Source organism: Roseibium aggregatum IAM 12614 (assembly GCF_000168975.1).
GTDB classification, from domain to species: Bacteria; Pseudomonadota; Alphaproteobacteria; order Rhizobiales; family Stappiaceae; genus Roseibium; species Roseibium aggregatum.
In genome coordinates, this window is record NZ_AAUW01000018.1 from 136,750 (window position 1) to 162,809 (window position 26,060).

General features: G+C 60.0%; 30 protein-coding genes and 1 pseudogene. 17 read left to right on the top strand and 14 right to left on the bottom strand.

From position 1 onward, the window contains the following. Genes SIAM614_RS22385 through SIAM614_RS22395 form a run of 3 tightly spaced genes read left to right on the top strand, consistent with a single transcriptional unit; the run spans window position 1 to window position 2,398 of the window. A complete protein-coding gene (locus SIAM614_RS22385; RefSeq protein WP_006938158.1) occupies window positions 1–831 on the top strand; it encodes an ABC transporter permease in 831 nt (276 codons plus the stop codon). Beyond that, on the top strand, window positions 828–1,376 hold the full coding sequence (locus SIAM614_RS22390; RefSeq protein WP_006938159.1) for a nitrous oxide reductase accessory protein NosL: 549 nt from the start codon (window positions 828–830) through the stop codon (window positions 1,374–1,376). The genes SIAM614_RS22385 and SIAM614_RS22390 overlap by 4 nt, the downstream gene beginning before the upstream one ends. 8 nt (window positions 1,377–1,384) lie before the next feature. Next, window positions 1,385–2,398 (top strand): FAD:protein FMN transferase, encoded by a 1,014-nt coding sequence (locus tag SIAM614_RS22395; RefSeq protein ID WP_040440844.1) that lies wholly within the window; start codon window positions 1,385–1,387, stop codon window positions 2,396–2,398. 9 nt (window positions 2,399–2,407) lie between these two features. On the opposite strand, the gene SIAM614_RS22400 is transcribed toward SIAM614_RS22395, so the two are convergent. The 12 genes from SIAM614_RS22400 to SIAM614_RS22455 form a co-directional block, all read right to left on the bottom strand. After that, window positions 2,408–2,863: a hypothetical protein gene (locus SIAM614_RS22400; protein ID WP_006938161.1), complete on the bottom strand. Its 456-nt coding sequence runs from the start codon at window positions 2,861–2,863 to the stop codon at window positions 2,408–2,410. Then, window positions 2,838–3,089, bottom strand: coding sequence for a hypothetical protein (locus SIAM614_RS22405; protein WP_006938162.1), 252 nt, complete (start codon window positions 3,087–3,089; stop codon window positions 2,838–2,840). The genes SIAM614_RS22400 and SIAM614_RS22405 overlap by 26 nt, the downstream gene beginning before the upstream one ends. Continuing rightward, the gene (locus tag SIAM614_RS22410; protein WP_050789460.1) at window positions 3,086–3,829 is read right to left on the bottom strand and encodes a CbiX/SirB N-terminal domain-containing protein; all 744 of its coding nucleotides are present in this window, start codon (window positions 3,827–3,829) and stop codon (window positions 3,086–3,088) included. Before SIAM614_RS22410 ends, SIAM614_RS22405 begins: the two co-directional genes overlap by 4 nt. Then, window positions 3,786–5,333, bottom strand: a complete 1,548-nt coding sequence (locus tag SIAM614_RS22415; RefSeq protein WP_006938164.1) for a nitrite reductase — start codon at window positions 5,331–5,333, stop codon at window positions 3,786–3,788. The genes SIAM614_RS22410 and SIAM614_RS22415 overlap by 44 nt, the downstream gene beginning before the upstream one ends. Further along, a complete protein-coding gene (nirJ, locus tag SIAM614_RS22420) occupies window positions 5,308–6,528 on the bottom strand; it encodes a heme d1 biosynthesis radical SAM protein NirJ (RefSeq protein ID WP_006938165.1) in 1,221 nt (406 codons plus the stop codon). Before nirJ ends, SIAM614_RS22415 begins: the two co-directional genes overlap by 26 nt. Window positions 6,529–6,531: 3 nt before the next feature. Further along, window positions 6,532–7,020 carry a siroheme decarboxylase subunit beta gene (gene ahbB / locus SIAM614_RS22425; RefSeq protein ID WP_006938166.1) on the bottom strand — a complete coding sequence of 163 codons (489 nt, stop codon included), beginning with the start codon at window positions 7,018–7,020 and terminating at the stop codon, window positions 6,532–6,534. Next, window positions 7,017–7,472 carry an Lrp/AsnC family transcriptional regulator gene (locus SIAM614_RS22430; protein WP_006938167.1) on the bottom strand — a complete coding sequence of 152 codons (456 nt, stop codon included), beginning with the start codon at window positions 7,470–7,472 and terminating at the stop codon, window positions 7,017–7,019. Before SIAM614_RS22430 ends, ahbB (SIAM614_RS22425) begins: the two co-directional genes overlap by 4 nt. Next, window positions 7,469–8,458 carry a siroheme decarboxylase subunit beta gene (gene ahbB / locus SIAM614_RS22435; RefSeq protein ID WP_006938168.1) on the bottom strand — a complete coding sequence of 330 codons (990 nt, stop codon included), beginning with the start codon at window positions 8,456–8,458 and terminating at the stop codon, window positions 7,469–7,471. The genes SIAM614_RS22430 and ahbB (SIAM614_RS22435) overlap by 4 nt, the downstream gene beginning before the upstream one ends. 3 nt (window positions 8,459–8,461) lie before the next feature. Beyond that, entirely contained in the window at window positions 8,462–9,610 is a 1,149-nt protein-coding gene (locus SIAM614_RS22440) for a cytochrome D1 domain-containing protein (RefSeq protein WP_006938169.1), read from the bottom strand. After that, window positions 9,607–9,924, bottom strand: coding sequence for a c-type cytochrome (locus SIAM614_RS22445; protein ID WP_006938172.1), 318 nt, complete (start codon window positions 9,922–9,924; stop codon window positions 9,607–9,609). Before SIAM614_RS22445 ends, SIAM614_RS22440 begins: the two co-directional genes overlap by 4 nt. Next, complete coding sequence (gene cobA / locus SIAM614_RS22450) at window positions 9,917–10,720, bottom strand: uroporphyrinogen-III C-methyltransferase (protein ID WP_006938173.1); 804 nt, start codon at window positions 10,718–10,720, stop codon at window positions 9,917–9,919. The genes SIAM614_RS22445 and cobA overlap by 8 nt, the downstream gene beginning before the upstream one ends. Window positions 10,721–10,791: 71 nt before the next feature. Further along, window positions 10,792–12,546 (bottom strand): cytochrome D1 domain-containing protein, encoded by a 1,755-nt coding sequence (locus tag SIAM614_RS22455; protein ID WP_040440845.1) that lies wholly within the window; start codon window positions 12,544–12,546, stop codon window positions 10,792–10,794. A gap of 370 nt (window positions 12,547–12,916) precedes the next feature. On the opposite strand from SIAM614_RS22455, the gene SIAM614_RS22460 reads away from it, so the two are divergent. From SIAM614_RS22460 to SIAM614_RS22485, 6 genes are read left to right on the top strand one after another with little or no spacing between them, the layout of a single operon-like run. After that, window positions 12,917–13,369: a c-type cytochrome gene (locus SIAM614_RS22460; protein ID WP_006938175.1), complete on the top strand. Its 453-nt coding sequence runs from the start codon at window positions 12,917–12,919 to the stop codon at window positions 13,367–13,369. A 24-nt stretch (window positions 13,370–13,393) separates the two neighbouring features. After that, entirely contained in the window at window positions 13,394–14,764 is a 1,371-nt protein-coding gene (locus SIAM614_RS22465; protein ID WP_006938176.1) for a cbb3-type cytochrome c oxidase subunit I, read from the top strand. Window positions 14,765–14,769: 5 nt separating this feature from the next. Next, window positions 14,770–15,579: a CbbQ/NirQ/NorQ/GpvN family protein gene (locus SIAM614_RS22470; RefSeq protein ID WP_208984075.1), complete on the top strand. Its 810-nt coding sequence runs from the start codon at window positions 14,770–14,772 to the stop codon at window positions 15,577–15,579. Between the two features lie 10 nt (window positions 15,580–15,589). Next, the gene (locus SIAM614_RS22475) at window positions 15,590–17,527 is read left to right on the top strand and encodes a nitric oxide reductase activation protein NorD (protein WP_006938178.1); all 1,938 of its coding nucleotides are present in this window, start codon (window positions 15,590–15,592) and stop codon (window positions 17,525–17,527) included. An 8-nt stretch (window positions 17,528–17,535) separates the two neighbouring features. Then, window positions 17,536–18,114 (top strand): cytochrome c oxidase subunit 3 family protein, encoded by a 579-nt coding sequence (locus tag SIAM614_RS22480; RefSeq protein WP_006938179.1) that lies wholly within the window; start codon window positions 17,536–17,538, stop codon window positions 18,112–18,114. 6 nt (window positions 18,115–18,120) lie between these two features. Further along, complete coding sequence (locus SIAM614_RS22485) at window positions 18,121–18,393, top strand: hypothetical protein (RefSeq protein WP_006938180.1); 273 nt, start codon at window positions 18,121–18,123, stop codon at window positions 18,391–18,393. Here the strand turns inward: SIAM614_RS22485 and SIAM614_RS22490 are convergent. Further along, on the bottom strand, window positions 18,383–18,940 hold the full coding sequence (locus tag SIAM614_RS22490; protein WP_006938181.1) for a DUF4202 domain-containing protein: 558 nt from the start codon (window positions 18,938–18,940) through the stop codon (window positions 18,383–18,385). The genes SIAM614_RS22485 and SIAM614_RS22490 overlap by 11 nt on opposite strands. A gap of 2 nt (window positions 18,941–18,942) precedes the next feature. Continuing rightward, complete coding sequence (locus tag SIAM614_RS22495; RefSeq protein WP_006938182.1) at window positions 18,943–19,647, bottom strand: Crp/Fnr family transcriptional regulator; 705 nt, start codon at window positions 19,645–19,647, stop codon at window positions 18,943–18,945. Between the two features lie 171 nt (window positions 19,648–19,818). On the opposite strand from SIAM614_RS22495, the gene hemA reads away from it, so the two are divergent. From hemA to SIAM614_RS22530, 8 genes and pseudogenes are all read left to right on the top strand, one after another. Then, the gene (hemA, locus tag SIAM614_RS22500) at window positions 19,819–21,042 is read left to right on the top strand and encodes a 5-aminolevulinate synthase (RefSeq protein WP_006938183.1); all 1,224 of its coding nucleotides are present in this window, start codon (window positions 19,819–19,821) and stop codon (window positions 21,040–21,042) included. A gap of 216 nt (window positions 21,043–21,258) precedes the next feature. Continuing rightward, complete coding sequence (locus SIAM614_RS22505) at window positions 21,259–21,642, top strand: c-type cytochrome (RefSeq protein WP_006938184.1); 384 nt, start codon at window positions 21,259–21,261, stop codon at window positions 21,640–21,642. 375 nt (window positions 21,643–22,017) lie between these two features. Beyond that, window positions 22,018–22,173 carry a periplasmic nitrate reductase, NapE protein gene (gene napE / locus SIAM614_RS22510; RefSeq protein ID WP_006938185.1) on the top strand — a complete coding sequence of 52 codons (156 nt, stop codon included), beginning with the start codon at window positions 22,018–22,020 and terminating at the stop codon, window positions 22,171–22,173. A gap of 4 nt (window positions 22,174–22,177) precedes the next feature. Then, a pseudogene (locus tag SIAM614_RS33555) lies at window positions 22,178–22,420 on the top strand (4Fe-4S dicluster domain-containing protein); the annotation flags it as partial. Between the two features lie 45 nt (window positions 22,421–22,465). Further along, on the top strand, window positions 22,466–22,693 hold the full coding sequence (locus SIAM614_RS33015; RefSeq protein WP_229597995.1) for a 4Fe-4S binding protein: 228 nt from the start codon (window positions 22,466–22,468) through the stop codon (window positions 22,691–22,693). Beyond that, window positions 22,690–22,974 (top strand): chaperone NapD, encoded by a 285-nt coding sequence (locus SIAM614_RS22520; RefSeq protein WP_006938187.1) that lies wholly within the window; start codon window positions 22,690–22,692, stop codon window positions 22,972–22,974. Before SIAM614_RS33015 ends, SIAM614_RS22520 begins: the two co-directional genes overlap by 4 nt. After that, window positions 22,971–25,466, top strand: a complete 2,496-nt coding sequence (napA, locus tag SIAM614_RS22525) for a nitrate reductase catalytic subunit NapA (RefSeq protein WP_006938188.1) — start codon at window positions 22,971–22,973, stop codon at window positions 25,464–25,466. Before SIAM614_RS22520 ends, napA begins: the two co-directional genes overlap by 4 nt. An 8-nt stretch (window positions 25,467–25,474) precedes the next feature. Next, the gene (locus tag SIAM614_RS22530; RefSeq protein WP_006938190.1) at window positions 25,475–25,942 is read left to right on the top strand and encodes a nitrate reductase cytochrome c-type subunit; all 468 of its coding nucleotides are present in this window, start codon (window positions 25,475–25,477) and stop codon (window positions 25,940–25,942) included. The last annotated feature ends 118 nt before the right edge of the window (window positions 25,943–26,060 follow it).

Sequence of the window (26,060 nt, forward strand, 5' to 3'; positions counted from 1 at the left end):
ATGTTTTCCAGAATCTTCACAGTCGCCGGGCAAGAGATCCGCATTGGTATCCGCAACCGGTGGATCCTGCTTGCGGCGATGATCCTGGCCGTGTTTTCACTGGCGCTCGCCCTGCTCGGCTCGGCACCCGCGGGAACCCTCGGCGTCGACCGGCTGACCATCACCGTTGCCTCGCTGGCCAGCCTGTCGGTCTATCTTGTGCCGCTCATTGCACTACTGCTTGCCTTCGACGCGATCTGCGGCGAAATCGAACGCGGCACATTGCTGATGACGCTGTCCTGTCCGATCTCCCGTGTCGAATTCCTGATCGGCAAGGCCGTCGGCCACACGCTGGTTCTCGCATTTGCCCTGGTCGTCGGCTACGGACTGACGGCAGGATTGCTTGTGGCAGCGGGCTACGGCTCCCTCTCGGGGCTTGCGGATTTTGTCCGGCTGATCGCAACCTCGATCCTTCTCGGAGCCTGCTTTCTTGCGACAGGTTATGTGCTGAGCTCGCTGACGCGCCAGTCGCGCACCGCAGCAGCGGCTTCGGTGGCTGTCTGGCTGATGATGGTCGTCCTGTATGACCTTGCGCTCCTGGGCGCGCTCGTTGCCAATCCCAGCGGCGTCTTCGCGTCCGACGTTTTCCCCTATGCCATCCTGCTCAACCCGGCTGATGCCTTCCGCCTCTTCAACCTCGCGGCTCTCGGTACAAGCGACCTGATGGGCGGCATGGCCGGGGTGGCAGACGCCCTGCCCTTCGATCCCTTGCTCGCCCTTGGCTCCCTGACCGTGTTGGCCGGTCTGGCCATGGCCGGTTCCGCTCTTTTGATAAAAAGGATTGCGCCATGAAACGCGCGCTCATCTCCATCTTCTTGCTCGGGTTCCTGGCTGCCTGTCAGGAAGAGGTCCAGATTGCCAAACCGGATGCCATGCATCTGACACCGGAAGCGGCCGGTCACTATTGCCAGATGACCGTTCTGGAGCATGATGGCCCCAAGGCCCAGATCCACCTGACAGGAATTCCCAATCCACTCTGGTTTACGCAAGTTCGTGACGCGGTTGCCTTCCTGCGTTCTCCCGAAGAGCCGAAGGATATAGCCGCCGTTTATGTCAACGACATGGAACGGGCGGAAAGCTGGACCCAGCCGGGCACTGACAACTGGATCGACGCGGATGCGGCCTGGTTCGTCATCGGCAGCAGTGTGGCAGGCGGCATGGGCGCTCCCGAGGCAATCCCGTTTGGCACGCAAGCCGGAGCCGACGCCTTCGCGCAGGAGAACAAGGGCAACGTCGTGCGCTTCGACGATATCCCCACAGACTATGTGTTGAGCGCCGTCGATGTGTCCGCCGCCACCTCCCTCTCGATGGATGCAATGCAAGGGGCTGCGCAATGAGACAAACCATGACCAATCAGTCCCCAGTCAACCGGCGCCGGTTCCTGCGGATCTGCGCGGCCGGTGCTGCAGGCCTTGCGCTTCCGACAGGCATCGCGATGGCCGCCGGCCGTGCCCAATTGTACCGTTGGCGCGGCATCGCGCTGGGTGCCGGCGCCGAGATCGATATCCTGCATCAGAGTGCCGCCGAAGCAGAACGCCTGTTCGCCAATGTGGATGCGGAAATTCGCAGGCTGGAGGCAATCTTCAGCCTCTACCACCCGGAAAGCGAACTGGTCCGGCTGAATACGGATGGACGGTTGCCGGCACCTTCCCTTGAAATGGTCGACCTCCTCGGCCAGTGCGACAGGCTTCATGCTGCGACAGACGGAGCTTTCGACCCGACCATTCAGCCGTTGTGGGCCTATTATGCCAGACAGGCGACCGGAGACACGGGTCGAGATTTTGCGACCGCCCGAGACCGCACGGGCTTCAGGAATGTCGTTTACGGCCCGGGCGAGATCCGGTTTGCCCGCAAGGGCATGGCCATGTCTTTCAACGGGATTGCTCAAGGCTATATCACGGACAGGGTCACTGCCCTGCTTGCCTCGAAAGGATGCACGAACATGGTGGTCGATCTCGGTGAGATCGTTACCAGAGGCGGGCCGGATGAAGACCCTGCTCCTGACGCCGGCGCAAACAAAGGCTGGCCCGTTACCTTGCAGCCGGTGCCGGAACGCTCAGAGGCGGGCACCAGAATCCATCTGACGGATGCCGCTGTAGCAAGTTCGGCACGGCTCGGCACGACCTTCGATCAGGCGGGCCGCCGCTCGCACATCATCGATCCCCGGACCGGCCTGCCGATTGAAGGCGGACTGGATGGCGCAAGCGTCATAGCGCCTGCGGCCGCACTCGCCGATGGCCTGTCCACGGCTGCCCTTGTTGCTGGAGAGAAAAACCTCGGCAAAGCCCTTGCCGAGTTTCCGGCAACCAGAGCCTTCGTTGTGCGAGGCGACGGTTCGACCGGGTGGCTGGACGCCTGAGAAGAGCTTCTATCTGCGGTTTACGGCGCGCAGGGCGGTTGAGGTAACGATCGCCCAGAAGCCCGTTCTGAAGATCAGTGCCACGAGGGTGCGCGTCTCATAGGGCCCGCCCTGCGACACATACACCAGGAACGCACATAAAACGATCGCGGTCCCAACCAGGATCGTGATGGCCGTCCAGCAGGCCCACCCTCTGGCAAACCAGAGCCCAATACCGGTGGCGACATAAACAAAGCCCGCCAGAAAATTGAACCACAGCACAAACCTGACGACGTTGCCTGCCCATTGGGACAGTTGATCGCCACCGAAGAGGACGGTTCCACCACTCAGCACCGTCATGAGGCCGAAAACAACGGCAGCCGCACCTGCGATACGCAGGCCCATTCCTTGACGCATTTCCCTTTGCATCCGCATGGTCTCTTTTCCGATCGCGAGAGTATCAATTTGCCGGCGGCGGTTTTCCATCTGCTTCGTCCATCAGTCGCCGCACCCATTTTGCCGCAAACCACGTGGCCGGTACGCCGAGTGGCAAACTAAGCCAGATCGACATGACAGGCGACAGGGCAGGCAAACCAACAGCCTGCCCCATCAGGCTCAACATGAAGAGATTGATGGCAACGGCAGCAGCCGTGAACGGATAGAGCAAGATCACAAGTTTGCGCACCGGCCAGCCGGTTTCGATCCGGGTCACGCCGCCAATTCCTTCCGGTTGGCGCTTTCAAGCGCACAGGCGATGAGTTTGGGCATGAAGGGTGCCTCGATCAGCGGAGCAAGGCGCAGGCCTTCGAACCCGGCCCCGTCGAGGGCATCCGGAATATCCTGGGTGACGTGGTGCCCGTTGCCGGCAAAAAGAGGTAATAGAATGGTTCTCATGCCGCAGCTGGCAGCCGTATTTTCCAGGAACGGCGCTTCTTCCAGGAACCCCAGCCGGATCGGTCTCTGCGGCAGCCATTCGGCGAGACCTGCAGCGAACCGGACGGTGCTTAGTGCGGTTGACCGGCAAGTTGCCGAACCATGGGCTGCCAGCAGCAGTTCGTAGCCGGACGCGTTCCAGTGGGTTCTTTCAGCCGTCATTTCCAGAAAGCGAGCCGTCAGACGGGGCAACTCGGGATGAATGCCGAGCGCTGGCAACTGCCGTGCGTCCGTTCCCTTCAGCCTGCCCGTCAATGCGGTCTGCGTGAACCAGCCCTCGGCCATGAAGACCGGAAAAACAAGCGGCTCAGGCCCAGCAAGGTCCAGGGCCCGATCAAGAGCATCAGGCGCGGCCAGCGTGGCCGAGCGGATGGAGCCGCCGGGCAGGAATTCGCGGACCTGCTGCGCAAGTCCGCGCAAATACGCTTCACCTGCCTGCGGGTGCGACGGCTGGCCATGCGAGACGAGGATCGCCTCAATGGCTCGTTCCTTCCGAAAAGGTGATCTTGTTCCAGACATTGTACTTCCCTGAAGGTTTGCGCATGGGCAGACGCCGGACCTCTTCCAGAGTGGTGGCGTCATAGACAATCACCGCGCCGTCATCCTCCCAGACGGAGACAAGGGCGTAGCGGCCATCCTTCGTGAATTCGACATGAGCGACCGTCTCGCCTTCGACCGGCTTCAAGGTCTTGACGATTTCGAGGCTCTCCTTGTCGATCACGTGGATTTTGTCCTTGTTCGGGCCGAAGAAGACATCGGCCCAGAAATAGGGTGTGTTCTCGTGGCTGCGCAGGAAAAAGCCGGGACCGTCCGTCTTGATCGTCGTGATCTGCTTCCAGGTTTCGGTGTCGATAACCGACAGCTTGCCTTCTTTCAGATGCGGGGTCGCCATGACCCTGTGGCCATCCCGTTCCCAGCTGATGCCAGAGCCGAGATGCGGCATGCCTTCCAGAGGAAGTTCAGCGATTTCACGGCCGACATTCAGGTTGACCACGACACCGCGCGCACCGTCACGCGACGCCCCGACGAGATGCCGGTAATCATCATCGAAAAAGAAATCGTCGAGCGGCTCCGCCGTCAGGATCCTCCTGCGGGCAAAGAGCCCTTGGGACGACGGCAAAGCTTCGACCATGCCTTTTTCACGGCTGTGCACGAACCCTTCATAGACTGGGTCAGCATCGGGATCGGTGGCAACCTCCCAGATCTCCGGTGCGTCCTTCAAGGCGAGGATGAAGCTCTTGCGGTTGGGCGCCTGATAGACGGCCGAGACACGACTGGCCGTGCCGTCCTTGGCCTTAACATCCATCACGGTTGCGACCGAAAGGTCTTCGGTCGACAGGATCGTCAGCGTCATCGGCAGATAGTTGGCAACCGCCAGCCATTTGCCGTCATGGCTCATGGCAATGTTGCGGCTGTTGAGCCCTGCCCGGACCCGGCCAACTTCCTGAAGCGCGTAGAGATCGTATTTCTGGACCCAGCCGTCGCGCGACATGATGAAGACATAGCGCCCGTCCGGCGAGAATTTCGGCCCGCCATGGACCGCAAACGGCGTTGCGAACCTGTCGAGCGTCTCGAAGGTATCGCCGTCAAGAACACTCACGTGATGATCGCCTGTTTCGACAACCAGGGTGATGTTCATCGGGTCGGACTGCCAGACAGGCTTTTCGACAGACTGATAGTCCTCGTTGATCACCTGACTGGCGGCAATATCCGCTTCGGTCCAGTCCGGAACATCGCGCAGCGGCTCCTTCAGGAAAGCGGCCAGCGCTTCGATCTGTTCGCCGTTCAGAACATCGGCGAATGCCGGCATCTGCGTCGCCTTGCGACCATCGCGAATGACGGCATCGAGATCCGGTCCGCGCATGCGGCCCAAGGTTTCCGGGATCAGAGCCGGGCCGACACCGCCGAGACGGCCGGCACCGTGACAGTCCTGACAATTGTCTGCGTAGTCCTGCGCGGGGCCTGCGACCGACAGCGAAGTCAGCAGCAGGAGCGCGCTAAGCGAAGCGGTGAGCCGGATCATGGCGTTTTCCTCGGAACGGGGTCACGGCCAGGCGGTCACCGCCGGCACCGGCAAGCCCGATTTCGTCGTCGTTGAGATAACAGGCAGGGTCTTCGGCCCAGGGATCGCCAGTCAGTTGCAGTGCGCGGATACGGGTATTGCCCCCGCACACATCCTTGAAGGCACAGGCGCCGCATCGCCCCTTGAGCGGGCGGGGCCTCGTCCGAAGCCGCGCCAGCATCGGATCCGCCCCTGTCCACAGGTCGGAAAAGGGATCGGTCTTCACACTGCCGATGGTGTAGTCGGACCAATAGGTATCCGGATGCACGTTGCCGAGCGTGTCGATGTTGGCCACATCGAGACCGGAAGAATTGCCGCCCCATGCGGCGAGATGATCGCGCACGTGGGCAGCGGTGTCCGGCCCAAAGGTCCGGTCCACCCACTCCAGGAAATAAACCGCGTCGGCATCATTGTTGCCGGTAACGATATCGAGTGGTCTGCCACCGCTGACACCTTGCCATGCCCGATCCATCAACACGTCCATCGCCCATCTGGAGCGCATGTGTTCGGCGTCTTCGCCGCGGTGCTTGTCACCCCGGCCGGCATAGACGAGATGGGACAGGTAAAACTTGTTGACGCCCTCATCGTCGCAAAGGCGCAGAAGATCAGGCAGACTCTCGTGGTTGCCCTCCGTCAGGGTGAAGCGCAGCCCGACCTTGATGCCGCGTGCCTTGCATTCGCGAACGCCCCGCAGAGCAGATTGAAAAGCGCCTTCAACACCGCGAAACCAGTCGTTGGTGGCGCCGATCCCGTCGATGGATATGCCCACATAATCAAAGCCGATTTCTGCCACCTTGTCGGCAGTTTCGCCGTGCAACCTGGTACCATTAGTTGACAGGGCCAGCATGCGCACAAGGCTTCTGGCCCGCCCGGCAATCTCAAACAGGTCTTTCCGGTCCAGCGGTTCACCCCCGGACAGGATCAGGGCGGGAATGCCGAAGCGTCCAAGATCCTCCAGGGTCGCCATGGCCTGGTCGTGGGTCAACTCGCCTGGAAAATCGACGTCCGCCGACACCGTATAGCAATGCCGGCATTTCAGGTTACAGCGCCGGGTCAGGTTCCAGATCACCACCGGCTTGACCCCGCCGTTTCCACGGCGGGCCCGCACAGGCGTCGGGTCAATGATCTGGTGTATGTATTCCGAGAGGCGGAACATCGTTCAGCCCTCCTTGCCGCGCAGGCGCATGCCCGTCTTTTTCAGGATGCGCGTTGAAAACAGGATGTCGCTGGCACGGCAGGCCTTGCCCAGCAGGCTGGAGATCTCCGACCGTTTGGCGACCACTTCGTCGCGGGTTTCTCCATGAACCATGGCGAAGAGATTGTAGGGCCAGTCCGGCAGCGCCCGGGGTCGGCGGTAGCAATGCGTGACGAACGGCAGGCCCCCGACCTTTTCGCCGAGACTGTCGACCACCGCGTCATCGACATCCCAGACCGTCATGCCGTTGGCGGTCATCCCGAGACGGTAGTGATTTGGAGCAGCGCCAATCCGCCGGATGATACCCTGCGCCTTCAAGTGCTTCAGGCGCTCGATCAGGTCCGCTTCGCTCAGGCCAAGGCTTTCTGCAACGACAGCATAGGGTCTGGTGACCAGCGGCAATCCGGCCTGTGTGGCTTCGATGATCGTTCGGTCCTGGGAGGTCAAGGTCATGCGTTCACCCGAAAGCCTATGAAGAACTCGCGTTCCTTCGGAAACAGAAGCACCGGCAAACCTGTGTCGCGCTCGATTGCTTCGGCTGTTGCCGAAATTGCGGCCTGACTTTCCGTTGCCAGGACGAACCACATGTTCAGCTTGTGGTCCCGTTCATAGTTATGGGCGACTTCGGGGTAGGCATTGACTTTGGTTAAGACGTCTTCGAAACGCTCCGGCGTTACCGCCATTGCGCAAAGGCAAAAGGCGCCACCCAGGGCTTCCGCATCGAAAAACGGGCCGAACCGCGTCAGCAAGCCGTCGTCGCGCAAGGTCCGGATGTGTCCGGCAACCTCTTCTTCACTCAGGTCCAGTTCCTGCGCCAGTTCCTGAAAGGGATGCGAAACCAGCGGCAGATCGTCCTGCAGACGGTTGATCAGGGTCCGTTCGAGAGGAGACAGGTACCGGGTCATGCCGCAACTCCCTGGCGAGAGATCAGCGCCCCTGTCTGCTTGAAGCAGCGGGTGGAGAAGAGAACGTCATGTCTCACGTCCGCGACCTCCGGCAGGCGTGATGCCTTGATGAGGACTTCCAGCGCCTGCGACCGGCTCCGGCCGTGGATCATGCAGTAAAGGCGATAGGGCCAGACGCCCGCCACGGGCCGGCGTTCATAACACAGGGTCACGCCCGGATGCGCCGCAAGAGCCGGGCCCGCTGCGGTGATCCGGTCCGGCTCGATATCCCAGACGACCATGGCGTTCGCGCGCCAGCCCAGAGCCCGGTGGCGCACAATCACGCCAAATCGCGAAATAATGCCCGCCTCGAGCAGATTCTCGATCCGATCCAGTATGTCCTCTTCCGTCCGGCCGAGGTCCTCCGCAATCCGCAGGTACGGACGCCGACAAAGAGGCAATCCCGTGGTCAGAGCCTGCAGGAGGTCATCGTCACCCTCCTGCAGTCGCTCCAACCGGACCGGCCGGGGCACTGGTGGCCGGCCCAGGCCGCCGTTCAAGCTGAAGCCTAGGTCTATGTTGAACGGACGGATGATCGGAAGATCCAGAACGGCAAGCTTCGTCTGTTCCCGAATGGTGTCCAGAACCCTGTCGACGTGGTCACGGTCAGGTCCGGTGGCAACAAACCAGAGGTTCCGGTAGTTCTCCCGCAGGTAGGAATGATTGATGCCCGGCTGAGCTCCGACAATTCCGGCAACGTCTTCAATGCGGTCGTGCGGCACCGACATGGCCGCAAGCGTGCTCGCCGAAACCGTGTTCGGCGCGCAGGTAGCCCCGACACGGGTGATCCGGCCGGTCGCGGCCATATCATTAAACCGCTCGATAACGTCCTCCTCGGGGCAATTCGTAGCAGCGGCGATGATTTCGAAAGGTCTCGGCACTAACGGAAAGTCCCGTTGCCAGCTGTCGAGAAGGTTCAGGTCGATCGGATGGATGAGGTTTGTCATGGCTCACAACCCCGTCCTGTGTGCCCGGGCGGTAAAGAAGATACCCGATGGGCTGTCGGCGTCGATTTCGCCTGTCTTCTCGAAGGTCCGGGTGTCGTAGATCATCACCTTGCCGGCATCGCGCACCGAGACCCAGACCTCGTTGCCGCGCGGCGTGAATTCCATGTGCAGGACGGCAGGGCCGGGTTTGAATTCGTGCACGACCTGCTTCGTGACCGTATCGATCACCTGAATGGTGTCATTGAGCGGATGAGCGAAATTCACCCAGACCTGGCGGCCATCAGGCCGCGCCATGGCAAAAACCGGCTGGCCATGGGTTCTGGTGCGTCCGGTTTCAGCGAGCGTGTCTCCGTCGATCCACAGAACCTCGTGGTGCCCGACGGCAGGCAGGACAAACTCCTGGCCGGCACGTGCCCAGCCTTCCAGATGCGGCATCTTGTAGACCGGCAGTTCCGCTTCTCCGCGGCCGTATCCGGGCAAAACCCGGATCGGCTCGGGATTTTCCTGCCACAGGTCGAGTGCGGTCAATCCGTCTTCGCCAAACAGGCCGGTGATGTAGAGACGGCCGTCACCGGTGATCAGGCCATCATAAGGGTTGGTACCCATGCCGGTTATCCTGGTGATCTTCGGTTCTTCGGTGTTGAGATCCGCAATCCAGGTTTCGCCTGCATCCCACAGGGTGAAGACAAAGCGTTTGCCGGGCGCATCGACAAGACCGATGGTCTTTGAACCCGTCGGAATATCTGCAACCATCTCCAGCGTCTGAGCATCGAAGATGCGCACGCCGCCGGGTTCATAGTTTGAAACGGCGACCAGCGAGCCGTCGTCCGAAATGGCGCCGCCGATGGCGTTTCCGGATTGAATCACCCGTTTTGCTATCCGTTTCTCGACAAGGTCGACCTTGGAAAGGCCGCCATCACGCCCGAAGACATAGGCAAAGCGTTCGTCCGGTGAATAGACCAGGCTCGCGTGGGACAGATCGCCCAAGCCCTCGATCCGTGACAGGGACGCGCGCTCGGACTGATCGACCAGCAACAGCGACCCGCTCGCCCGTTCGACAACGAGACCGAGATCGCCAGTGGCAACGACCGACTGCGCCTGAGCGGTGCCGGTCAACATGGCCGCCAGAACGGCTCCGTATAGCCACTTCATTTCGTGTCTCCCTTCAAAAGGTATTCGGCAATTTTTCGCGCATCGGCCTCGCTCAGGATCGGACGCCAGGGAGGCATTGCCGTTTTCGGGATGCCGTCCAGAACCACCGTGGACAGGGTGTCGATGTCGTAGTGGCCAAGTGCATCCGGCCGGATGTCTGGTCCAAGGCCGCCTTTCAGCGTCATGCCGTGACACGAGCCGCAGTCCTGGCGCACCAGATTGACCAATGACGCAGGCGTGTCCTGTTCCTCTGCAAGGGCCAGACTGGTGATGGCCAGAAGACAAAAGGCAATGGTGAGCAGCGTCTTAAGCATGGACCAGCCTTCCGGCTGTGCCGCTGTCCACGGCACTGAGCATGGCGTCAAAGGTTGTTGCCGGCCATTCGGCACTCAGGGTCACGACCTTGCCGACAACAAACAGCACAGGTGCCTTGAGCCTGGCGTCGCGCACATCGATCGCGATCCTGTCGAGTTCGGAATAAAGCCTGGTTTCACGCGGTGTCGTCGCGTTTGCGATGGCAAGTACGGGGGTTGTCCCGCTCAGTCCCTCAGCAATCAGGCGCAGGGCAATCTGCCCGATGTTGGCAACGCCCATGTAAACAACCAGCGTGGTGTCTTCGCAGGCGAGGCTTTTCCAATCGAGATCGAGAACCCCGTTCGCTTGCCGGTGACCGGTCACGTAGCGAACGCCGGTCGCCAAACCGCGATGGGTGAGCGGCACACCCGTGACACAGGCCGCGCCCTGGGCGGCGGTTATGCCTGGCGCGTATTCGACTACGATTCCGCGCGACATCAGGTGTTCGGCTTCCTCGGAACCCCGGCCGAAGATCAAAGGGTCCCCACCTTTAAGGCGGGCAACGGTCATGCCTTCCAGAGCAAGCTCTTCAAGGATCTCGTTGATCCGCTCCTGAGGAACGGGATGATTGTCGGGAGATTTTCCCACCGGCACCTGCAGGGCGGTGTGCGGTGCAAGCGACAGGATTTCCGGCGAAACCAGCCGGTCGAATACAACGGCATCCGCTTCCTGGAGCATACGCAGGGCCTTGAGTGTCAGAAGCTCCGGGTCTCCGGGGCCTGCTCCCATCAGATAGACCTTACCTGGCTGTTTCATCGTTTGCTCCTGCAGGCGGCATGGAAGAAAGAAAAAGGGAGAGGCGGTGTTCCGCCTCTCCCGGCGGGACGTCAGTAGACGTCGGCGCGCGTGTTGAAGACGTTGAACTTGCCGGTCGGTGTGATCAGCCGTTCGTCCTTGATGACGTGCTTCAGCTCGAGCGTCTTGTCGTCAACGACGACGATCGCGCTTTCCTTGTCCTTGGCGTTCCAGACGGAGAACCAGATTTCCTCGCCTGCCTGGTCGAACTCGCCCTGAACGACGCGCGGTTGGCCTTCGCCGACATTCGCCCATTCGACAATTGGCAGAACCTTGTATTCGGGCTCTTCCTGCGTCAGGTCGTCGACATTGAACACCGCGATCGCTCCCGAAACTTCCGCGTCCGGGTTCAAGGGTGCATCCACGTAGAGATGGTTCGACTTCGGATGGGACTTGACGAAGAGCGAGCCGCCGCCGAGACCGTAGAGGGTCTGAACGACCTTCCAGGCGTTGTCCGGGTGGCCTTCGGGATCCGTGCCGATCAGGGCAACGGTTTCATCGCCGAGGTGCGACGTGACCCAGACAGGTCCATATGTCGGGTGGATCAGGTTGGCACCGCGTCCCGGGTGAGGTGTCTGACCGCCTGTTTCGAGCAAGGCTGTCAGCTTGCCTTCCTTAGTGTCGACGACCGCGACCTTGCCGCGGGCATTGGCAGCCACGAGGAAGTAACGCTTGGTGCTGTCGAACCCGCCGTCGTGGAGGAAGCGTTCCGCTTCGATCTCGGTCGTCTTCAGATTCTTGATGTCTGAATAGTCGACCAGCAGGATCTTGCCGGTTTCCTTCACGTTGACGATGAATTCCGGGTTGTAGTGCGACGCCACGATGGAGGCGACACGCGGCTCGGGATGGTAGGTCTGATCGTCGTAGACCATGCCGCGGGTGGACTTGATCTTGAGCGGCTCCAAAGTGTCGCCGTCCATGATCACATATTGCGGCGGCCAGTAGGAACCGGCGATCGCATACTTGTCTTCCCAACCCTTCATTTTCGATGTTTCGATGGAGCGGGCTTCGGTGCCGACCTTGATCTGCGCCACTGTTGCCGGCTCTTCCATCCACAGGTCGATCATGTTCACAAGCGCATCGCGCCCGATCACGTAAAGATAGCGGCCGGAGGCGGAAATACGCGAAATATGAACCGCGTAACCGGTGTTGATCACCGCATGGATGGCATAGGTTTCACCGTCGATGAGGGCGACCTGGCCGCTGTCGCGCAGCGTGACCGAGAAGAGATTATCGATGTCGATAGCGTTCATCTTCTCTTTCGGACGATCTTCCGGTGCAACCAGAACCTTCCAGCTCTTGCGCATTTCGTCCATGCCGAATTCAGGCGGTGACGCCGGTTCCAGCAGGATGTAGCGCGCCATCATGTCGACCTGTTCGTCGGTCAATTCGCCCGAGGTTCCCCAGTTCGGCATGCCGGCAGGCGATCCGTAGGTGATGAAGTCGCGCAGATATTCGTAACCATTTTCCCGCGTGATGTCCGTGGTCAGCGGCTTGCCGGTCGCGCCCTTGCGCAGCACGCCGTGACACCCCGCACAGCGTTCGAAATAGATCTGGTTTGCATTCTGGTATTCGTCAGGCGTCATCACGGGATCGCCTTCCTTGCGCCCCGGAATCTCGACCTTCAGCTGGCCGAGTGTTGACATGCTAGGCTCATAGGCAGCCGAGGGACCACTTCCGTGGTCCGCCGGCTTGTCCTGCGCAGAAACGCCGACTGCCGACAGTCCGAGTGTGAAAGCCACACTCATCAGCAGCGCATTTCTCCGAATGGCTCTTGTCGAGATCATGATTAGTCTCCGTTCGACTGGTGAGGCAGTCGGACGGTGCGCGCAGGCAGGGTCTGCTTCCTTGACTTTCGTTAACTTGAGACTTTCAGGCAGGTTTGATCTGCTTCGCACTCCAGCAAAACCGGGAGACTTCTCCTTTTGCAAACTTCTGAAATCAATACGGAAAACACCACGTCACCCTTTGCAGAACGACACAATTGTCGCAGGGGGCTTGCGTTTTGAGGCAACATTCGGGGCTTCCTCTTGGCCCTTGCTGGTGAATTGCATCTCCCTTGGTACTGCTTTCCGGTCCACTTGACTTTGGTTAAGGAAATGCGGCTGCGCGCTGTCACCCTCCCGGCAGGATCAACTCCGGGGAAAGGAGCGCGCTATGCGCGAAGTCATGACCAAAAGCATGGCCCGAAACATATTCTATGGCGGGTCGCTTTTCTTCATCATCATCTTTGTGGGGCTGTCGGCGCACAGCCACCTTTACATCACCAGCACGTCGACGAATGCGGCGACGCTGACCGAAAGCGTTGCCGCGGGCAAACGGGTCTGGGAAGACAAGGCCTGCATCAATTGTCACACGATCCTGGGTGAAGGCGCGTATTTCGCCCCCGAAGTCGGCAACGTGATGACCCGTTGGGGCGTGCTGGACGACCCGGAGCTGGCTTTCGAGACCCTGAAAGGGTGGATGGAATCCCAGCCCTCCGGCATCGAAGGCCGCCGGCAGATGCCGCAGTTCCACCTAACGGACGAAGAGATCCGCGATCTCTCGAACTTCCTGATCTGGACAGACAAGATCGACGCCCAGGACTGGCCGCCGAACGATGCCGGCTGATTTCGAACGCTGAGGAAACCCAAGATGAAATATCAATCTCAAAAGGTTGCGCTGGCGTATTTCGCCGTGGCGCTCGGCCTGTTCGCCGTCCAGGTTCTGGGCGGGCTGCTCGCGGGCTATATCTATGTGGCTCCGAACTTTCTGTCGGAGCTGCTCCCCTTCAACATCGTGCGAATGCTGCACACAAACAGCCTGATCGTCTGGCTGCTGCTCGGCTTCATGGGCTCCGCCTACTTCCTGATCCCGGAAGAAGCGGAACGGGAAATCCATTCCACCAAGCTCGCCTATCTGCAGCTCATCATCCTGGTGGTCGGCACGCTTGGCGTTGTTCTCACCTATGTCTTCAACCTGTTTGAAGGCAACTGGCTGCTGGGCAAGGAAGGCCGCGAGTTCATCGAACAGCCCAAATGGGTCAAGGTCGGCATCGTCGTTGCCGCGCTGATCTTCCTGTTCAACATCACCATGACGGTGCTGAAAGGCAAGAAGACCGCGATCACCAACATCCTGCTTCTGGGCCTGTGGGGTCTGGCACTCCTGTTCCTGTTCAGTTTCTACAATCCGAGCAATCTCTCGCTCGACAAGCAGTACTGGTGGAACGTCGTGCACCTGTGGGTCGAAGGTGTCTGGGAACTGATCATGGCCTCGGTCCTTGCCTACCTGATGCTGAAGCTGACCGGCGTCGACCGCGAAGTCATCGAAAAATGGCTCTACGTCATCGTCGCTGCCGCGCTGTTCTCCGGCATCCTGGGCACCGGTCACCACTATTACTGGATCGGCACTCCCGGATACTGGCAGTGGATCGGCTCGATCTTCTCCTCGCTGGAAGTGATCCCCTTCTTCGCCATGATGGCCTTTGCTTTCGTGATGGTCTGGAAGGGTCGTCGGGACCACCCCAACAAGGCTGCGCTGCTGTGGTCGCTCGGTTGTGCCACGCTCGCCTTTTTCGGTGCCGGTGTCTGGGGCTTCCTGCACACCCTGCATGGCGTGAACTACTACACCCACGGCACGCAGATCACCGCTGCCCACGGGCACCTGGCCTTCTTCGGCGCCTATGTTTCCCTGAACCTGGCGATCATCACCTACGCCATGCCGCTTCTGCGTGGCCGGGATCCCTACAACCAGGTGCTCAACATGGCGTCCTTCTGGCTGATGGCCGGCGGCATGTCCTTCATGACCTTCGTCCTGACGTTCGCCGGAACAGTGCAAACCCACCTGCAACGTGTCATGGGCGAATACTACATGGACGTTCAGGACCAGCTGGCCGTTTTCTACTGGATGCGGTTCGGGGCCGGTGCAGCCTTTGTACTTGGCGCGATCCTTTTCATCTACGCAGTTGCGGTTCCACGCCGCGAAGTCATCCAGCCGGGTGAAGCAGCCGGCGTACTGGCGGAGTGATGGACATGGAAGCAAGTGTCTCCAGGGCAAAGGGGGCGGCATCTGCCCCCTTCTACCTCTCGCAAGGCGACGAATGCGATGTCTTCGAAGCCGCGCACAGGAACGGCCTGCCGGTTCTGCTGAAAGGCCCAACTGGCTGCGGCAAGACCCGTTTCGTCGCACACATGGCGGCAAGGCTCGGCCGCAAGCTTTATACGGTCGCCTGTCATGACGACCTCGCCGCCGCCGACCTGATCGGCCGGTATCTTCTCAAGGGCGGCGAGACGGTCTGGATGGACGGACCGCTGACCCGGGCTGTAAGGGAGGGCGCGATCTGCTATCTCGACGAGGTTGTGGAAGCCCGCAAGGATGTGACGGTCGTGCTGCATCCGCTCACGGATGATCGCCGAACCCTGCCGATCGACAGGACCGGAGAGGAGCTGGTGGCAGCACCGGGCTTCATGCTCGTCGCCTCCTACAATCCCGGTTACCAGAACATCCTGAAGACCCTGAAACCGTCGACCCGACAGCGTTTCCTCTCGCTTGAATTCGATTTCCCGCCAATGGATCTGGAAACCGAAGTCGTTTGCGAGGAAAGCGGCCTCGACCGCGACCGGACCGCCGCGCTGGTGCGCCTGGCCGGAAAACTCAGGGCGCTGAAAGGCCAGGATCTTGAGGAAGGCGTGTCGACACGGCTGGTCGTCTATGCGGCAACGCTGATTGCCCAGGACATGCCTGTCGGAAGGGCGATCGAAGCCGCGATGATCGAACCGCTGACCGACGATGAAGACGTGAAACGCGGGCTCCTTGATCTTGTCACGGCCGTGTTTGGGTGAGGCCAGACCGATGGGCAAGATCGACATCGAGCCATGGGAACCCGAAGAAACCATCGGGAAACTGTGGCACGCGTTTGCAAGCCGCCTGGATGCACCCGAGGTGCATCATGGAGCCGCGGTCGGCCTCGATGAGGTCGGCGGGCGGCTTGCTGTCCTTTTCCGGGGACTGGGGGGAGCTCACAGCGTCGAGCTTCGCCCGGTCGCCCAGGAGGTTTCGCGCCACCGCCTCGGATTTCTGCGGCGGCTCGGCACGGAAGCCGAGACCGTCACACGCACCAGTTTTGATGGAGAAATCCTGCGACTGCCGGCCAGTCTTGCAGAGTTCCCGATGCGGGAGGCAAATGCAGCCCTCTATGTCTGGCTGACGGCGCTTGCGGCCCATGCACCAACCCATATCGCCGAAACGGACCCGATCCGGGCGGATTTGCAGTCCCTCAGGGCGATTTCCGCCATGGTTCGGGACACACTTGAACAGGCTCCAGGCTTGCGGGACCTTTACACCGCGCTCTGCCAGCAGGTGCTGGCAACAAGACCACAGGCCCCGTTACCGGCAATGGAAGCAAGGGTCGACAGGCTCGTGCGTCATATGCTGGGAGACCCCGCGCATCCTCCCGGCGATGTCCTGGAACTGCTGAATCGGGTCGACCGGAATTCGTTCGAGGAGATAACCGCCCCGCGTGGATATCGTCCTTTCCGGCCGGTGCCGCTCTGGCCGGATCTAAGAGAGGTCGTGTTTTCCGCGGGAGACGAAGTCGACAGCCGAGAGACAGACGGCCCTCCAGAGGAAGCGACCGGCAAGACAGTGCGCGCCCGCAGGCGCAAGGCAGACCAGGCAGAACGCAAGGACAGCCTGATCCTGCACAAATTCGAAGCCATTCTCAGCTGGGCAGAGTTTCTCAATCTCAATCGCCGTGTCGATGACGACGACCACGACAGCGCCAAGAAGGCGGCTGACGATCAGGAGGAGATCGGCCTTGGCCAGATCTCAAAGGCACCGGCAACACGCCTGAAACTGCATCTTGATCTGGCACCGGAAGACGTTGATCGCGAAAGACTGTCCGGACGGCATCTCTACCCGGAATGGGACACTCGCAGCGGCCGCTATCTGGCGGACCACGTCTGCGTTCTGACCAGCACTGCGGAAGCGGATCCGGAGAAAGGCTCGGCCGGCATGGATGACGTCGCAAAACGGCGCATCCGCTCGGTGAAGAAACAGTTCGAAGCCCTTCGGCCTGGCCGGGTAACGACACGCGGACACCTGGAGGGAGACGGACTGGACCTTGATGCTGCCGTGCGCTCCGAAGCGGAGCGGATGGCAGGTGGGACCGGCTCAGAACGGATCTGGCTGCAGACCCGTCCGGAAGCGCGCGATCTTGCGGTTTCCATCCTGCTTGACGTGTCCCGCTCGACCGAAAGCGCCGTCACCGGACGCGCCGTGATCGATATCGAACGGGAAGCCTTGACCGCTCTTGCCTGGGGTCTGAACGCCTGCGGGGATGATTTCGCCATCACTGCGTTTTCATCCCTGAAACGGCAGCGCGTGTACCTCCAATCCTGCAAGGGCTTCAACGAACCGATGAATGCCCTTGTCGAACAGAGGATCGGCACGCTGCGGCCCGGCTTCTACACGCGTCTGGGGGCTGCCATTCGTCATGTGTCCACCGATCTGGCGGCGCAGTCGCGCAAACGCAAGCTCCTTCTGGTGATCACGGACGGCAAACCGAACGATCTCGATCACTATGAGGGACGGCACGGCATCGAAGACACCAGGATGGCGGTACGCGAAGCCCGGAGGGCAGGCCAATCCGTCTTTGGCGTCACCATCGACAAGTCGGCAAAGTCGTGGTTCCCGCGGCTATTCGGGCAAGGCGGCTTTGCCGTTATCCCGCATCCCGACCGGCTGACGCAGGCCTTGCCGCAGATCTACCGCCAGATTGTCGGAGGCTAGAGCCACTGATGCATGCTCCGACACCGAAGCCGGAACGAGACGTCGACGCCGGCATCGTCGACGAATTGCCCGGAGAACTGATGATATGGGTGCTCATCGTCAGTGAACTGCTGGTGTTCGGTGCCGGTCTCGCCGCCTTCATGGGCGTCAGGATATCCGATCCGGAAGGATTTGCCGCCGCCAGGACCCATCTCGATCCGGCACTTGCCGGCATCAACACGATCGTGCTGATCACCAGCGGTTTTCTGGCCGCCCGGAGCCTTGAGCTTCGGCTCGCAATGAAGCGGACCGCCGCGCGGTTGCACCTTTTTGGAGCCATGGCTCTCGGCTGTGTGTTCCTTGCCATCAAGGTGCAGGAATATGCAGCCAAGGTTGCGGAGGGGATCTCCACGGAGACCCATCCCTTCTTCATGTTCTATTACCTGCTCACAGGGTTCCACGCCGCTCATGTGCTCGCGGGGATCGTTGTGCTTGGTCTGGTTGCCTGGAAAGACGACCCTCGCACCATCGAAACCGGAACCGCCTTCTGGCATATGGTCGATCTCATCTGGGTGCTCTTGTTTCCGGTGATTTATGTCCTGGGATAGAGAAAGATGACCCTGCCCTCCGTTACACTGGCCTGGATCGCTCTGCTGGGCCTGTCGGCCGCCACCGTTCTGGTGACGACAGGTGGGACCGGCCATTTCAGTCCGGTACTTTTCGGTGGACTTCTGCTGCTGCTGGCATTCCTCAAGGCGCGGATTATCCTGGCCCGATATCTCGGGCTATGGCAGGCACCTGTCTGGCTGTCCGGCTTCAGTTGGGTAATCGGGTTCTTTTGCCTGCTGTTGCTTGTGCTATACGTGGCACCGGGGTTCAGTCCCTGAAAGCGTCGGCAAGCTGCTGCGGCAGATCGAATTCGGCAAGCACCCGCGCGCGTCCGTCTTCAGACATTTTCCGCGCCGTTTTCTGCACGATATCAAGCACCTTGCTGTCCTCGTGCTTGGCGGCAAAGGGGGCGAAATACCATTTCAGGAACACAAAGCAGATCACGTTTTCCAGCGCCTGCACATCCACGTCCCGCTTGAGGCCTTCCTTGCGCAGCATCTTCGCCGCTGCCTCGATCTCTTCCGGTGAATAGCCTGCCTCTGCCATGATTTCACCGACGCGGTCCACGTGGTGATGGGCCTGATCCCGGCGCCAGGCGTGATAGCCGGCCTTGCCTTCCGGGTAGGACTGGCGCGGAGTGATCCAGCGCTCGATGTGCTGGCCCCTGGCCGCAATCTTCAACGGATCGGTTGCCTCCGGATAGAGTCGGTCCAGCTCTTCGCTCATTCTTTGCCCATACAGCAAGGCCGCGGGCTTGCCGCCTTCCTGGTTGGGGTCAGCAGCATTCGCGCTGTCGATAGCCGCTAGAGCAGTTTCCAGTTTCATCGTCAGCCCTTGGTCCAGGCGTCTACGGGATCCTCTTCGGAGAAGGCCCGCAGCCGTTCGATATCCTTGATTTCCGCGTGATTGCGATTGATGCGGACGCCCGCAAATTTCAACCGTGCAAATGACCGCGACAGGCTTTCCGGCTTCATGCCGAGACGGCCCGCAATAAGGAACTTGTCGTAAGGCAGGGTCACTTCGCAGCTACCACTTTCCTGCTCACACAATTCCAGCAAGAACTCGGCGACCCTTTGCGGTCCGGTTTGCGCCTTAAGCTGCTCCAGTTGCGAAACGAGGGAGTGCAGGTGAATGAAGGTCGAAGCCACCACGGAAACCGCAATGTCCGGGTCCTTGCGCATGGCCTCCAGAACGGCCGTGCTTGGTATGCGCATGACTTCGCAAGCCGTTACCGCTTCCGCCGAAACCGGATAGGCAAGCCCGCGGAACGCAACAGCTTCGCCAAAGCTTTCTCCCTTGGCAAAGACATTCACCACCGCCTCGCCGCCATTGGGGGCGATCCGGTACAGCTTGACCCAGCCGTCCATGACGATGTGAATTGCTTGCGCTGTCTCGCCATGCAGGAACAACGTCTCGCCTCGGTCGTAGGTCCGCCAGCTCGACATGCCGAGCACCATGTCGCAGATCTCCTGCGGGAAGCTTTTGAGAAGCAGGGAGTTCTGGGCAATTTTCCGCTGGCGATCAGTGGGCATCGGTGAAGGTCCTGCTCAAGTGATGTGCAAGAACGTCTAGCCCGAGCTAGTGACTTTGCACAATAGCAAGCTCGGATCATCGACGGATTTGTGTCTTTCTTGACTATTGTCATTCAGCCTGCCCTGCCCCGCAACTAGCGTCTACCGAACACTTGAGAAAGCGGGGACGTCATGGACTATCAAGCCTTTTTCAAAAGTCGTCTTGCGGATCTGAAGCACGCCGGAAACTACCGTGTCTTCATCGACCTTCAGCGCAAGCGCGGCAATTTTCCGGAAGCAAAATGGACCAGCGACGACGGCACAAAGGATGTCTCCATCTGGTGCTCCAACGATTACCTCGGTATGGGTCAACACCCGAAGGTTCTGGCGGCCTTGCACGAGGCTGCCGACCGCTGTGGCGCCGGAGCAGGTGGAACCCGCAACATTTCCGGCACCACGCACGATCATGTGCTTCTGGAAGCCGAACTGGCAGACTTGCATGGCAAGGAAGCTGCCCTGGTTTTCACGTCCGGCTATGTTTCAAACTGGGCTGCGCTCGGCACGCTCGCATCGCAGATCCCCGATTGCATCGTTTTTTCCGACGGCCTGAACCATGCTTCGATGATCGAAGGCATTCGCCAGTCCCGTGCTGAAAAGGTGATCTGGAAACACAACGACCTGGATGACCTGGAGGCGAAACTGAGGGCTGCAGACCCGGCAAAACCGAAGCTGATCGCCTTTGAGAGCGTCTACTCCATGGATGGGGATATCGCTCCGATTTCACAGATATGCGACCTTGCCGACCGGTATGGCGCCATGACCTATCTGGACGAGGTCCATGCCGTCGGCCTTTATGGGCCCCGCGGTGGCGGCATTGCAGAGCGGGAAGGCGTGATGGACCGCCTGACCGTTATCGAAGGAACGCTTGGCAAGGCTTTCGGCGTTGTCGGCGGATATATCGCAGCTTCTGCCGAACTTTGTGATTTCGTGCGAAGTTTCGCCAGCGGCTTCATCTTCACCACGGCCCTTCCCCCCGCCATAGCAGCGGCCGCAACGGCGTCCATCAGGCATCTGAAGCAAAGCTCGGTGGAACGGGAGGCCCACAAGGCCATCGTCGCCCGGGTGCGACGGCGTCTCGATACCCTCGGCATTCCACATGTCGACAATCCCAGCCACATCATACCGGTGATCGTCGGCAATCCGGCGAAGTGCAAGTTCCTGTCGGACACGCTTCTGGAAGATTTCGGCATCTACATCCAGCCGATCAACTACCCGACCGTTCCCAAGGGAACCGAGAGGCTTCGGATCACCCCTTCGCCGGTTCACACATCCGGTGATGTCGACCGGCTGGTCTGCGCACTGCATTCGCTTTGGTCGCAATGCTATCTGGCAAGGCAGCCCGTTGCCGCCGAATAGGCGCGGGGCCGCTTGACGGATGTCAAGGATGTGAAAGGCGATCACCGGCTTTCTGGCTTTGCACCATCACCATGACCTCGTCCGTCCGACAATGAGGCCTGGAGACGGACCGGTCAGGCCGGGCAAACAGGGTTTGCCCGGGCACCATGACAAAACACCGAAGCCGTCCGCCGACCGTATTGTCGGCAATGTGTCGGCATCAGGAAAGGAAACATCATGAGAAAGACACTCACCTGCCTTGTCACGCTTGCAGGTCTCCTCGCGGCGGCTCCTGCCTGGGCTGACGGCGACGCTGCTGCCGGAGAAAAGATCTTCAAGAAATGCCAGGCCTGCCACGCGGTTGGTGACGGCGCCAAGAACAAGGTCGGACCGGCCCTCAACGGGATTGTCGGCGCGCCTGCAGGCCAGGTCGAGGGCTACAAATACTCCGCCAGCATGACCGAAAAGGCCGAAGGCGGCCTAGTTTGGGACGAAGAAACCCTGACAGCTTATCTGCACAAACCCAAGGATGTCGTCCCAAAGACAAAAATGTCCTTTGCCGGTCTGCGCAAGGACGAGGAAATTGAGAACGTCATTGCGTACTTGAAGACATTTCAATAGCTTCTCGAGCACTAACAGCGCAAAGCACTGACATCAGTCAGTGCTTTGTTAATTTTACTTGGCATAGATTTTAGTTTTGACGTCAAAAATAAGATCGGAAAATGTTCCGGAGATTTTTTCAAGAAATCTGCTCCTGAGAATTCGGAAAATATTTTGCACTTACGATATATGTTCGTTGATTGCGCTCTCCAAAACTAAATAAGCACCCTTAAAATATTTCAAAATCGAATACATTCGAACATATATATCTATCTTATAAGTAGTAATACGTATATATCAACAACCTATCTTCTGCCTAAGTTTCCATCAGGTACGAACAACAAGACCAACATCCCGTGCCTAATTCCTGATCGACCGCAAGCTGAGGGAGAGGCTATGGCGGAGAACAGTGTTCCAAGCAAACGGGACGAACGGATTGCGTTCATCCTGCTGGCCGTTGTGCTGGCACCGGCGCTTTCCGTCGTAATTGTTGGCGGCTACGGCTTTATTATCTGGATGACTCAGCTGGTCCTTGGACCGCCGACGGGCTGATTCCATGTCACCCGATCCACATTTTTCGGCCAGCCGCAGAGCATTTCTGAAACTGCCCAGCCAACCGGATATCAATAGGCTTCGTCCGCCCTGGACGGACGAAGCCTTGGTTGCTGCGCGCTGCACCGGTTGCAACGCCTGCAGCAAGGCTTGCCCCGAGTCCATCCTGAGACCGGACGACACCGTTCGGCCAGAAGTTGTCTTCGATGGCGGCGAGTGCACTTTCTGCGGCAAATGCGCAGACGCCTGTGCACAGGATGTCTTTGACACGGAGCGCACGCCGGCCTGGCCAATGAAGGCTGAATTTCAGCCAGGGTGTCTGCAGGATCACGGCATAGCCTGCCAGGTGTGCCGGGATATCTGCCCCACTTCGGCAATCCGCATAGATCTCACCAAACGACCCTTTGGCCGGCTTCGCATTGAAACCGACGCCTGCACGGGCTGCGGCGCCTGCCTGCCGGTCTGTCCGCAGGATGCCCTGGCGATTGCCCAACCCGAAGAGGATGTGGAGACAGCATGAACGCAACAGTCCACATAGCCAGTCTTCTCGTCCACGCGCGGGCCGAGGCGATATCGCAAGTCGAGCGCAATTTGCTTGCCATCGACGGCGCAGAGATAGCCCATTCCGATGAGCAGGGCCGCCTTATCGTGACGCTGGAAACCGCCAACGAGGCGGAAATCGTACAGGCTCTCACCGATATCCAGCTGCTCACCGGCGTTGTCAGCGCTTCCCTTGTTTATCACCAGACAGACGGTGCGCCCGAGGCAGCACCCACCTCCCTTCAAGGAGACATAAAATGAGCGGAATAAGCAGACGCGATGTCATCAAGGCGCAGGCGGTTGCGGCTGCTGCGGCCGCGGCGGGACTTCCCGTGCCTGCCGCCGCGCAGAACCTTGTCACTCAGGCGAATCTGACCGACCTGAAATGGTCCAAGGCCGCCTGCCGGTTCTGCGGCACCGGCTGCTCCATCATGGTCGCGACCAAGGCTGGCCGCGTGGTTGCGACCCACGGCGACGCGGAGGCGGAGGTGAACCGAGGCCTCAACTGCGTCAAAGGCTACTTCCTGTCGAAGATCATGTACGGCAAGGACCGGTTGACGACACCTCTCCTGCGCAAGAAGAACGGCAAGTTCGACAAGGACGGCGATTTCGAACCGGTGTCCTGGGACGAGGCCTTCGACATCATGGCCGAGAAATGGAAGGCGACACTGAAGGCCAAGGGCCCGAAGGCCGTCGGCATGTTCGGCTCGGGCCAATGGACGGTCTGGGAAGGCTATGCGGCTTCCAAACTGATGAAGGCCGGGTTCCGCTCCAACAATATCGACCCCAACGCTCGCCACTGCATGGCCTCGGCGGTCGTCGGTTTCATCCGCGCCTTCGGCATTGACGAACCCATGGGCTGCTACGACGACTTCGAAAATGCAGATGCCTTTGTGCTGTGGGGCTCCAACATGGCCGAGATGCACCCCATCCTGTGGACCAGGATCGCAGACCGGCGTCTCAGCCATCCGCATGTCAAGGTTGCGGTGCTGTCCACCTTCGAACATCGCAGCTTCGATCTGGCGGACATTCCCGGCGTCTTCGTTCCCCAGACGGACCTGATCATCGCCAACTACATTGCAAACCACATCATCCAGTCCGGCGCGGTGAACGAGGACTTCGTCTCCAAGCACGTCAATTTCCGCAAGGGCGCACAGGACATCGGCTATGGTCTGCGTCCGGAAAATCCGCTTGAAGCGGCAGCAGCCAATGCCGGCAGCGGCGATTCCGAGCCGATGACGCTCGAGGATTTCGCCGAATTCGTAAAGCCCTACACTCTGGACTACGCGGCCGAAAAATCCGGCGTTTCGAAGGAGCGGCTACAACAGATCGCGGAGCTTTATGCCGATCCCGACACCAAGGTGATGTCCCTCTGGACGATGGGTGTCAACCAGCACACCCGCGGTGTGTGGATGAACAACCTCATCTATAACATCCACCTGTTGACCGGCAAAATCGCCCAGCCCGGCAATTCGCCCTTCTCCCTGACGGGTCAGCCGTCTGCCTGCGGCACCGCCCGCGAAGTCGGCACCTTCGCCCATCGCCTGCCTGCCGACCTCCTGGTCGCAAATCCCGAGCACCGGGCAACAGCCGAAAAGATCTGGAAACTGCCGTCCGGAACCGTTCCGGAATGGATTGGTGCGCACGCAGTCCTTCAAAACCGGAAACTCAAGGACGGCGAAATCAACTGCTACTGGGTGCAGGTCAACAACAACATGCAGGCCGCCCCGAACATGATGGAAGAAGGCCTGCCCGGATATCGCAATCCGGAAAACTTCATCGTCGTGTCCGATGCCTACCCGACCGTGACGGCAGAAGCCGCCGACCTTGTGCTGCCAACTGCCATGTGGGTTGAAAAGGAAGGCGCCTATGGCAATGCCGAGCGCCGCACCCAGTTCTGGCACCAGCTCGTCGACGCACCGGAAGGGGCCATGTCCGACCTGTGGCAGCTCGTCGAATTTTCCAAACGGTTCACAACGGACGAAGTCTGGCCGCCCGAGCTTCTGGCCGACAATCCCGATTACAGGGGAAAGACCCTGTACGAGGTTCTGTTCGAAAATGGCAACGTCAACGCCTTTTCCAACAGCGAGCGGGCGGAAGACTACGCCAACCGCGAAGCCGACGAATTCGGTTTTTATATCCAGAAAGGCCTGTTCGAGGAATATGCCCAGTTCGGCCGCGGACACGGCCACGATCTGGCGGATTTCGATACCTACCACCAGGTACGCGGGCTACGCTGGCCCGTGGTCGACGGCAAGGAAACCCGCTGGCGCTACAACGGCAAATACGACCCTTACGTAAAAGAGGGAGCGGAGTTCGATTTCTACGGCAAACCGGACGGCAGGGCGGTCGCCTTCGCCCTGCCCTTTGAACCGCCCGCGGAAAGCCCGGACGAAGAATATCCCTTCTGGTTGTCCACCGGCCGGGTGCTGGAGCACTGGCACTCCGGATCGATGACGCAGCGCGTGCCTGAACTCTACAAGGCCGTGCCAGACGCCCTCTGCTTCATGCATCCGGACGATGCCGAAGCTCTTGGCCTGAGGCGCGGTGCGGAAGTGCGCATCAAATCCAGACGCGGGGAGATCCTCACCCGTGTTGAAACCAGAGGCCGCAACAAACCGCCCAAGGGGCTGATTTTCGTGCCCTGGTTCGACGCCCGTCAGTTGATCAACAAGGTCACGCTGGACGCGACCGATCCGCTGTCGAAGCAGACCGACTTCAAGAAATGCGCCGTGCGCGTAGAAGCAGTGTGAGGTGAGCCATGAAACGCTTTGCAATCGGCCTTGCCTGCGCCGCCCTGTTTGTTGCTGCTGCTGCAGTCGCCCAGGAAAACATCGCAACCCTGCGCCCGACAACACCGCTGGCTGAAAACGGGACGCCCGCCCCCATGCCCAAGCCGGTGAACTCCGACATTCGCCAGGTGCGGAATTACCCCGAACAGCCACCTCTGATCCCGCACACGATCGAGGGCTATCAGATCGACAAGAACTCCAACAAGTGCCTGAGCTGTCATGCCCGCACAGCCGTTGAAGTCAGCCAGGCTCCGATGGTGTCGATCACGCATTTCATGAACCGGGACAACCAGTTCCTGGCGTCCGTCACGCCCCGCCGGTACTTCTGCAATCAATGCCACGTGCCGCAGACCGACGCCCGGCCACTGGTCGAAAACGACTTCGTCGATGTCGATGAAGTTCTCGAATATGTGAAATCAAAAGAGGGAGCCAAATGATGCTGGCCTTCCTCAAAAGGCTCTGGACCACCATCCGCCGCCCGAGCGTGCACTACAGCCTCGGCTTTCTGACCCTCGGCGGCTTCATCATGGGCATCATATTCTGGGGTGGTTTCAA

Excerpts from the sequence above, each read along its gene's own strand:
- SIAM614_RS22465 (WP_006938176.1), top strand. The coding sequence starts at position 13,394 with ATGAAATATCAATCTCAAAAGGTTGCGCTGGCGTATTTCGCCGTGGCG.
- nirJ (WP_006938165.1), bottom strand. The coding sequence starts at position 6,528 with ATGTTCCGCCTCTCGGAATACATACACCAGATCATTGACCCGACGCCT.
- SIAM614_RS22470 (WP_208984075.1), top strand. The coding sequence starts at position 14,770 with ATGGAAGCAAGTGTCTCCAGGGCAAAGGGGGCGGCATCTGCCCCCTTC.
- SIAM614_RS22505 (WP_006938184.1), top strand. The coding sequence starts at position 21,259 with ATGAGAAAGACACTCACCTGCCTTGTCACGCTTGCAGGTCTCCTCGCG.
- hemA (WP_006938183.1), top strand. The coding sequence starts at position 19,819 with ATGGACTATCAAGCCTTTTTCAAAAGTCGTCTTGCGGATCTGAAGCAC.
- SIAM614_RS22400 (WP_006938161.1), bottom strand. The coding sequence starts at position 2,863 with ATGGAAAACCGCCGCCGGCAAATTGATACTCTCGCGATCGGAAAAGAG.
- SIAM614_RS22520 (WP_006938187.1), top strand. The coding sequence starts at position 22,690 with ATGAACGCAACAGTCCACATAGCCAGTCTTCTCGTCCACGCGCGGGCC.
- SIAM614_RS22490 (WP_006938181.1), bottom strand. The coding sequence starts at position 18,940 with ATGAAACTGGAAACTGCTCTAGCGGCTATCGACAGCGCGAATGCTGCT.
- SIAM614_RS22485 (WP_006938180.1), top strand. The coding sequence starts at position 18,121 with ATGACCCTGCCCTCCGTTACACTGGCCTGGATCGCTCTGCTGGGCCTG.
- cobA (WP_006938173.1), bottom strand. The coding sequence starts at position 10,720 with ATGAAACAGCCAGGTAAGGTCTATCTGATGGGAGCAGGCCCCGGAGAC.
- SIAM614_RS33015 (WP_229597995.1), top strand. The coding sequence starts at position 22,466 with ATGAAGGCTGAATTTCAGCCAGGGTGTCTGCAGGATCACGGCATAGCC.
- SIAM614_RS22390 (WP_006938159.1), top strand. The coding sequence starts at position 828 with ATGAAACGCGCGCTCATCTCCATCTTCTTGCTCGGGTTCCTGGCTGCC.
- SIAM614_RS22480 (WP_006938179.1), top strand. The coding sequence starts at position 17,536 with ATGCATGCTCCGACACCGAAGCCGGAACGAGACGTCGACGCCGGCATC.
- napE (WP_006938185.1), top strand. The coding sequence starts at position 22,018 with ATGGCGGAGAACAGTGTTCCAAGCAAACGGGACGAACGGATTGCGTTC.
- SIAM614_RS22455 (WP_040440845.1), bottom strand. The coding sequence starts at position 12,546 with ATGATCTCGACAAGAGCCATTCGGAGAAATGCGCTGCTGATGAGTGTG.
- napA (WP_006938188.1), top strand. The coding sequence starts at position 22,971 with ATGAGCGGAATAAGCAGACGCGATGTCATCAAGGCGCAGGCGGTTGCG.
- SIAM614_RS22530 (WP_006938190.1), top strand. The coding sequence starts at position 25,475 with ATGAAACGCTTTGCAATCGGCCTTGCCTGCGCCGCCCTGTTTGTTGCT.
- SIAM614_RS22410 (WP_050789460.1), bottom strand. The coding sequence starts at position 3,829 with ATGTCTGGAACAAGATCACCTTTTCGGAAGGAACGAGCCATTGAGGCG.
- SIAM614_RS22445 (WP_006938172.1), bottom strand. The coding sequence starts at position 9,924 with ATGCTTAAGACGCTGCTCACCATTGCCTTTTGTCTTCTGGCCATCACC.
- SIAM614_RS22395 (WP_040440844.1), top strand. The coding sequence starts at position 1,385 with ATGACCAATCAGTCCCCAGTCAACCGGCGCCGGTTCCTGCGGATCTGC.
- SIAM614_RS22440 (WP_006938169.1), bottom strand. The coding sequence starts at position 9,610 with ATGAAGTGGCTATACGGAGCCGTTCTGGCGGCCATGTTGACCGGCACC.
- SIAM614_RS22495 (WP_006938182.1), bottom strand. The coding sequence starts at position 19,647 with ATGCCCACTGATCGCCAGCGGAAAATTGCCCAGAACTCCCTGCTTCTC.
- SIAM614_RS22385 (WP_006938158.1), top strand. The coding sequence starts at position 1 with ATGTTTTCCAGAATCTTCACAGTCGCCGGGCAAGAGATCCGCATTGGT.
- SIAM614_RS22415 (WP_006938164.1), bottom strand. The coding sequence starts at position 5,333 with ATGATCCGGCTCACCGCTTCGCTTAGCGCGCTCCTGCTGCTGACTTCG.
- SIAM614_RS22430 (WP_006938167.1), bottom strand. The coding sequence starts at position 7,472 with ATGACCCGGTACCTGTCTCCTCTCGAACGGACCCTGATCAACCGTCTG.
- ahbB (WP_006938166.1), bottom strand. The coding sequence starts at position 7,020 with ATGACCTTGACCTCCCAGGACCGAACGATCATCGAAGCCACACAGGCC.
- ahbB (WP_006938168.1), bottom strand. The coding sequence starts at position 8,458 with ATGACAAACCTCATCCATCCGATCGACCTGAACCTTCTCGACAGCTGG.
- SIAM614_RS22460 (WP_006938175.1), top strand. The coding sequence starts at position 12,917 with ATGCGCGAAGTCATGACCAAAAGCATGGCCCGAAACATATTCTATGGC.
- SIAM614_RS22475 (WP_006938178.1), top strand. The coding sequence starts at position 15,590 with ATGGGCAAGATCGACATCGAGCCATGGGAACCCGAAGAAACCATCGGG.